Origin of the sequence: Dapis brunnea BLCC-M229 (assembly GCF_050015995.1) — a bacterium.
Lineage (GTDB): Bacteria > Cyanobacteriota > Cyanobacteriia > Cyanobacteriales > Microcoleaceae > Trichodesmium.
The window spans coordinates 1-5,090 of sequence record NZ_JBNHEP010000039.1; the positions used below are offsets into that span (position 1 = coordinate 1).

At 34.1% G+C, this 5,090-nt stretch carries 4 protein-coding genes; 2 read left to right on the forward strand and 2 right to left on the reverse strand.

Translation table 11 applies throughout. From position 1 onward, the window contains the following. The first annotated feature begins 796 nt into the window (after positions 1-796). Both ACP6PM_RS03600 and ACP6PM_RS03605 read left to right on the forward strand, forming a co-directional pair. Positions 797-1,261: a hypothetical protein gene (locus ACP6PM_RS03600; protein ID WP_426581929.1), complete on the forward strand. Its 465-nt coding sequence runs from the start codon at positions 797-799 to the stop codon at positions 1,259-1,261. A 66-nt stretch (positions 1,262-1,327) separates the two neighbouring features. After that, on the forward strand, positions 1,328-1,885 hold the full coding sequence (locus tag ACP6PM_RS03605) for a glutathione S-transferase family protein (RefSeq protein ID WP_426581931.1): 558 nt from the start codon (positions 1,328-1,330) through the stop codon (positions 1,883-1,885). A 1,255-nt stretch (positions 1,886-3,140) separates the two neighbouring features. Here ACP6PM_RS03605 and ACP6PM_RS03610 read toward each other — a convergent pair. Beyond that, positions 3,141-3,278 (reverse strand): photosystem II reaction center protein K, encoded by a 138-nt coding sequence (locus tag ACP6PM_RS03610; RefSeq protein WP_094677471.1) that lies wholly within the window; start codon positions 3,276-3,278, stop codon positions 3,141-3,143. Between the two features lie 1,063 nt (positions 3,279-4,341). Then, entirely contained in the window at positions 4,342-4,971 is a 630-nt protein-coding gene (locus ACP6PM_RS03615) for a DedA family protein (protein ID WP_426581933.1), read from the reverse strand. Positions 4,972-5,090 lie beyond the last annotated feature (119 nt).

Sequence of the window (5,090 nt, forward strand, 5' to 3'; positions counted from 1 at the left end):
GTTTCTGAGTGTCAATTTTTAGCGTTCGCCTGTTTCTGAGTGTCAATTTTTAGCGATTGCCTGTTTCTGAGTGTCAATTTTTAGCGTTCGCCTGTTTCTGAGTGTCAATTTTTAGCGTTCGCCTGATGGTCTGTGATGATAACTTCTTTCCTCTGAAGCTAATACACCATTTTAAGCTTGACACGGCACTACTATAGTTTAACCAAAATCATAATCCACAACCAATATTTTTTGTCAAAATAAGGGGTACATTAACTTAATAAAATTCATTTTGACATAAATTCCTGCGACTCTTCAACTTGAGAATGAAATTTTTTTGAGGAGTTAGTTCCCTAAGTTGGTAAAATCAGAGGGGCAATATTTCATGAAAATTCTTGGCAAACCTTTTCAAAGTTCCGAGTATGTAATTAGTTGACTTTGAAAAGAAAAAAGCTAAAAATAAAGTATACTCGAACAAGTTAGTAACTTGTTTAACAAGTTGTTAAACAAGCCAACACTTTGTTTAACAAGCCAACACTCCCGCCCGGCCAAGAACTAAAATTTATCTTCGGATAAATAGTCGTAAGTTAAGCGACGTTAAATAATCGACTGTGAGAAGCCATAGTGCGGGTTAGAGTAGGCATAGATCCTCCAAACTCAAACTAAGCGTCTTGTTGTTTTTAGCAAGACAATGCCAGCAACAGCCATTACTCTAACTGGTGATGCTATACAGATTCAAGGTTAATGACTTATGTATTAGCTTTGAGTAGGTTAAATGTTGCACTTAGTATCTAAGAACTAAAAATTAGAATAGTCTATGGCAACTGTCACTACTTATCCCAATGCTCCAGATTTATCTGCTGATGATTATTTAGTTATCGGTCTGGCAACCTGCTTTATCAAAGAAGATGGTGAAGTCTCTCAAGTAAAAATTGTTGAACCAATACCTTCAGCAGCTCTTGAAGCTATAGTTAAAGGAATCCCTACTTCCTATCAAATAGCTTGTGGCACAACTTTGGGGACAGTATTATCTGGAAATACACCTTTACTACCTACAGATTTTCCTCGAGAAGCTCAATTCTCTGATAATTTTGCTGAGAGAGCGATTGCTGCTACTCGCACATATAAAATTCATCCTGAAGTTAAATCTTTGGTTCCTCTAGGAAGTCGTCGTGATGATTTGAACTATTCTCTAGAGCGTAAGCGCATATTAAATGCAGAAAATATTGTCAGTTCAGAAGACAATGTGAAGCAACATGAATATACTCACAAAGTTCTTTAATCTTCCAGTTGATTCAATATCTTAAACTAGCAAAAATTACAGTTATCTAAGATTAGGTATATAGTTGTGCTAAAACTTTATGGGGGTGCTCGTAGTCGGGCATCAATTGTTCATTGGTATCTTGAAGAAATAGAAGCTACTTATGAGTTTATTATTCTTGATATGCAGTCAGAAGAACATCTCAAAGCAGATTTTTTAGAGATTAATGCGATGGGAAAAGTACCTGCTATTGTGGATGGAGATTTTAAACTTTGGGAGTCAGGTGCTATTTTATTATATCTTGCAGAAAAATATGGCAAAATGCCTGATTCTTTAGAAAAGAAATCCGAAATTTTTCAGTGGGTATTGTTTGCTAATGCTACTCTCGGACAGGGAATTTTTATCGAAGCAAGTCGGGAAAAAGAAACTCCCCGTTTATTAACTCCATTAAATAAAATTTTTGATACTCAACCTTATTTAATGGGTGAAGAATTCAACGTTGCAGATATAGCAGTAGGTTCAATTTTAGCTTATATCCCTATGATGTTAAAGTTGGATTTAAGTTCCTATCCTAGTGTTTTGGCATATATTCAGCGAATTTCTGAAAGACCTGCTTTTCAAAAAACAATTGCTAATCGTTCTTAATTTCTTATATGCAACGATTCTGCAGTCAGTTTTCATTCATCATTTATTAGCTTGAAGCTAAGGGAATATTGAGATACTGAGTGAAAATTAACAATATGGGAAAAAGCAGATTTGCTAATTGTAGTAATCATCGGGCTATCTTGAAATTTCAAAAGAAAGAATTGTCTGGAGTGACTTTCCAAATTTGTTGTTCATTTTTATTGCTGAATACTTATACCAATTCTCTAAATTAGCTAGAGAGATAATTCAACAATATATTCCTATAGCGTTTCCCAAGCTCGTGAGTTCATTAATGGATAATGGATAATTACCTCTGGTTAAAACCGTTCGGGAATTGAATATAAAGGCTAGGGTATTAATGGATAATGGATAGTGGATAATGAAAGAATTCTCTAACTTTCTAACTCTTTAATTATCAATTGTCAATTATCCATTGCTAAAGGGAGGCTAATCAAGCTGAATAATTAATAATTATTCGGTAAAGTTATCATTTTTGTCTTTTTATTCCCTGTTCCCTGTTCCCTCAAACCTAAAATTTTGTACCTCACCAGCATAGGAATTACTATAATATTCCTAACCTGTCAATTAAGGTCTCTACCAACTCAAAAAATTCTATTTTTGTACTCCTGACATTCACTTTATATAATGACAATAGACCTATGCTAAATCTCTAGTTACTTTTGAGAATTGATATTACTTTAAAGCATTAAAGCTAGGAGAAAAAATTAAACAAAAATCGACGAAAATAAACAATTTAGAGAAATAAATTATCTCTATATAAAAATATTTATGGTAGTCCTAAATATTTCATTAATTGATAATGGATAATTACCTCTGGTTAAAACCATTCTTGATTGAATATCGGGAAATATTATTTCTTCTCTTGGTCGATTGGATATGGCGTTTAGCGTTCCGCACAACTACGCACTTCGGCTGTCGCCGACATTAAAAGAAGAGCGGCTCTGTAAGAGCGGGAAACTTAGCCATCCCATCCTGACGGAATGCTCCGCAAACGACCGCTTTTTTCTCCTTAAAAGGAGAGGCTTTAAACCGAATTGATTAATTATCAATTATCAATTATCCATTGGTAAGGGTATTAGTTCGTTTATCCCTTAAATTGTCAGAAAGTAGGTAGCAAAAATCATTACTTGTTTACCACTACCAAACTTAGTAGCTATTAGCTTCCAAATTATGATTTCAGCATATTGCTAATAATTGGAATGAAAGCTAATAGCTATATTTGGAGATTTAATTTTTATCTGAAACCTACTGCTGCTTGCCATACAAAAGCTAGCAACAAGAAGAAAACAGGAATTACTGGTAAAACATCAACTAACGGATCAAAAACGGAGTAAGCTTCTGGCAATTTTGCCAATAGCATTGCTAATTCCATAACATCAACCTACCTTTTTTCCACAAAAAAAATTTTATAATATTAGTATATCTTAACATGAGCCATTAGTATCAAAATTTATCTCTTCAAATCTAAATCTCAACTAATGGAAATATTGGCCTTGGTAAATGCAGCAATTAATCTTTGAGGGACAGAAACATCTCAAAACTTGAGCTAGTGAATTAACAGCCAACTAAAATGTTTGAGCATTTCTACCAATTAGGAATAACACAAAATATTGGGATTTAATCAAGCTAGAATTTACACCATTGATTTAATGGAATATCGAATAGGAAAAGAATGTCTACGCAAGAAGCAAACGAGTGGTTGAAGTGGATCTGTATCAAGTCAAAATTTTGATGAGTTAGTTGAAAACTACGATCATTAGGCAGATATGTATGAGATAGATTTTGGACAAGTATGGAAACCAGTACCTTATATTCTCTGATACTGCAATTTGTAAACACAATTTCCGATACGATCAGAAAGTAATTGAGATGTATAATTTGGTTTATAGTAGTTTAACTTAAATATGAGACATTTTTTCGTCTGAAACTCCCTCATAGCAAGAAAGCTTTGTCTCAATCTAAAGTTAAATGACTATAGATTCTATAACTCTAGCATTTCGCTTCGCGACATGAAAAGCTTTTTCGGTAACAGCACCTAGTATGTTAAAAAAATGACCAAAGGCAGCATAAGCGCCAAGATTTGTTTAACCCAGACTTAGACTATTGACCACCAGTAAATACTTTCCATTTTCATATTGTTTGGCTTGATTTGTGCAAGTTAATCCTGCTAGATTTAACTTTTCATTGACATATCACCTGGTATGTTAACCAAAGCTACAGAAACAAGGTGTGTATAAATCCTTAGTTTGTTCCTCTATCTCTATTAGGTGAAAACAGAATTAAACTCGCCCCCACTTTTTGTTCCTTTCTTCACATTTAAGCGAGGTTAAATTCTCCCATTCATTTATTACAATGATGAAAACTTTAAGGAAGGCATCTAGACAATTTCAGTAAGTTTAATAATTCTTTTGTTTACCTTATTAAACCCTAAGTTGTCAACCTGTATTTTGATTGCTTTTCTTCAGAGACTCTAAGCGAATAGGAATCAAAATCCAAGCAAATACTAAAATTAAAGCCACTAAACCAAATTGTGCAACCCAGCTTACTAATGTTTCTAGAGGTACAACTTGTCCAACAAAAAAGGATAAACTTACCATTATCAATGCCCAAATAGTTGCTCCAGCAAAATTACATAATAAGAATTTCCAGTAAGGCATTTGAGCAATTCCAGCTAAAGGTCCAGCAAAAATTCGTAATAAAGTGACAAACCTACCGAAAAATACTGCCTTAGCTGCATTTTTACTGAACTGATTTTTCACATCCATCAGTTTTGTTTCTTTAATCCGGAATATTCTACCTAACCTCAACATAAATGGCCAACCACCATACTTGCCAATCCAATATCCACAACTATCCCCAAATATAGCTCCCATAATTGCACAACCTAACACATACCAATACATTAGCTCTCCACTACCAGCAAGAAAGCCACCTACAAGTGTTATAGTTTCTCCTGGTAAAGGAATACCTGCATTTTCTAAGGCTATTCCTAAGAAGACAGCTAAATAACCATATTTATGGGCTATGAACTGAATTGTTTCTAATGATACAAATTCTAAAGACATTAGATACTAACCTTTAAGCTTACTTAATAAAATTTATCATTTTTTTATATTTTACCGTCAGGTAGTTTAACTCCCCCGGCGGGAAGTCCCGCGCTCTCCCGTAGGGGAGCGTCGGGATG

Coding starts and splice junctions, on each gene's coding strand:
- ACP6PM_RS03600 (WP_426581929.1), top strand. CDS start 797: ATGGCAACTGTCACTACTTATCCCAATGCTCCAGATTTATCTGCTGAT.
- ACP6PM_RS03610 (WP_094677471.1), bottom strand. CDS start 3,278: ATGGAATTAGCAATGCTATTGGCAAAATTGCCAGAAGCTTACTCCGTT.
- ACP6PM_RS03615 (WP_426581933.1), bottom strand. CDS start 4,971: ATGTCTTTAGAATTTGTATCATTAGAAACAATTCAGTTCATAGCCCAT.